Below are 2,410 nucleotides of genomic sequence, written 5' to 3' on the forward strand. Positions count from 1 at the left end.
TATTAGACGTCAACTAGTTTTGCCGACTGGCGCCAACTACTCTGGCCGTATCCTTTAGTGCGACGTTAAGCCGCGCTGGTTACTGCCTTTGCCGTCTTTTTCCTGTAGCTTTCTCCCTTCAGTTCGAACATATATCCGTGGTGGATCAGCCTGTCGGCCGCCGCTACTGCCATCGTCTCATCCACGAAGATGCTGCCCCAGGTGCTGAACGGATGGTTGCTGGTGATCACCAGACTGCCGCGTTCATAGCGATGAGCGATTAACTCGAACAGCACACCAGTTTCGGCGTTGTCGCGTTTGACATAACCGAGGTCATCCACCACTATCACCCGATAGCGATCCAGTTTCAGTAATAGCTCATTCAGTTTCAGCTGAGCTCTGGCTTTACGCAGTTCCTGTAACAGCTCTCCCGCGCTGTAGAACCGGGCCCGGTAGCCCTGGCCTACAACACCATCCACGATCGCTGCCGCCAGATGGCTTTTTCCCAGCCCGCTGGCACCGAACAGCAGGACGTTTTCACCTGCATCAACCCAGTCTGTCGTTTCGCAGAGCTGCCGGAACTGAGCTGCATTCAGCTCCGGTACCTGGGCGAAGTCATATTCGCCCAGGGTTTTCGCCACCGGCAACCGGGCTTCCTTTTTATAGCGGCGCAGCTTTTCGCTTTCACGCCACAGCAGCTCTTCATTACACAGCGTCAGCAGATAGCGTGATGGGGTCCAGCCCTCCGCCAGTGCTCGTTTTTCCAGCGCATGCCATTCCGCGCCAACACGTGTCAGGCGCAGTTTTCGCAGGCTGCGTTCCAGGAGATGGATGTTGCTCACTGCAGACCTCCTTTTCCTCGCAGCAACTGCTCATAACTGCTTAGGTTATGTTGAACGACACTGACGGGCGGCAGCTCTTTTTCCTTTATGCCCAGGAACCGCATCAGCCGGTTCAGATCCAGTTCACCCGGGGTATTCAGCATCTGCTCCATCCCGCGTGCCACGACCGAGATATCGTCATACCCCGCTGCCAGTTTCAGGGCGTGTACCATCAGTCTACCGGCCATTTCGGGTTCCAGGTGGTTGCACAGACGGCGCCACAGTTTTCGCCATTCATCATCCGGCAAGATGTCGTTTCTCAGTGTCGCATGACAGAACGCCCCTGGCTTTTTTGCCAGGCTGTCGATCACATGCCGGAAGTCGATTCGACGGGCCCGCGTCTTGCCTTTTTCGGGTCTGACCCGGGGGCTGTTCATGACTTCGTTACTGCCAACGTAACAGCTCAGACGGTCGTCCCATAACCGGACCCGCAGAAGCTGGCCAACCAGCCGGGAAGGGACACTGTAGATGACGTGCCTGACGTTGATGGTGCTGCTGCTACTGACTCTCACCGTCAGCTCGTCATAGTCGGCGCTGCGGCGAAGCGGCAGCGGCTTCAGGTGAGGCCGTTCTTCCTTAACCAGATCCTGATTATTGCGGTTATGCCGCATGACCTGCTGAGTGATGAAGGTCTGGTATTCTTCAAGCGTACTGAAGTCGTTGCTGCCACGCAGTATCAGCGCCTGGCGGATCCGCCGTTTCAGGTGCCCGTGAGCACTCTCCACCGAACCATTTTCATGGCCCCGGCCTGCATTATTGTGCACGCCCTGCATACCGTAGTGCTGACAGAGAGCGGCATAACGCTCTGTCAGCTCCCGTTGGCCGTCTTCACCTCGATGTTTCCACGCAGCCCGCAGGCTGTCCGTTTTGTGCTCTGACGGCACGCCGCCTAACTGGCCGAGTGCCTCCTGTAACCCTTCAGCCAGGGCAGAGAAGCTCTCCCCACCCAGCACAACCCGCATCCAGCTCCAGTGGCTCCACTCAAGGCGGAAGTGATACAGCTTATGCGCCAACAACTTACCGGCGATGGTGACAACTACGCCTTTCAACTCAGTAAAGTCAGACAGCCCCCGCAACCCGGGTTGATGCCGCTGGCGGAACATAACCTCCTGCTCTGCGCCATACTGCAACTTCCATTCACGGACCCGCCGCTGCATTGTCCTGCGGAGGCTACTGGGGTACTGGCCGGGGTATTTATCCTGCAGCATTTCCAGCAACGTGATCGGCATCAGAGCAGGCCTTTCTTTCAGTAAAGGGACCAGCTCGCTGTCCCACACAGCTTCAAGTGGATCTTTACGCGTTCGCCAATGGCGTTCACCCGCTTTTGACCATTGATCTTTCTCGATCCGGCGACCAGACCGGACAGAGATACCAGCCTTCATGGCCGAGATATGCTGGGTTGCCCCTTTTTTACGTTGAGTCATGTAGTAACTGACCTGAGAAGTATTGAGCGTCACGCCATTTCCTGTTGGATCATGAACATGACATTCAGATTACAAAACCGGCCAGAATAATCAGCACCAGGCGGACTGAGTTATTGTCGTCTCATA

The 2,410-nt window shown here is 56.1% G+C and carries 2 protein-coding genes; both read right to left on the minus strand.

From position 1 onward, the window contains the following. Positions 1–65: 65 nt before the first annotated feature. Positions 66–821 (minus strand): IS21-like element ISEc10 family helper ATPase IstB, encoded by a 756-nt coding sequence (gene istB, locus GT753_RS25595; protein WP_160126143.1) that lies wholly within the window; start codon positions 819–821, stop codon positions 66–68. Beyond that, positions 818–2,317 (minus strand): IS21 family transposase, encoded by a 1,500-nt coding sequence (gene istA / locus GT753_RS25600; RefSeq protein ID WP_160126144.1) that lies wholly within the window; start codon positions 2,315–2,317, stop codon positions 818–820. Before istA ends, istB begins: the two co-directional genes overlap by 4 nt. Positions 2,318–2,410 lie beyond the last annotated feature (93 nt).

The sequence above is a fragment of the Serratia sp. Z4 genome, assembly GCF_009900725.1.
Lineage (GTDB): Bacteria > Pseudomonadota > Gammaproteobacteria > Enterobacterales > Enterobacteriaceae > Serratia > Serratia nematodiphila.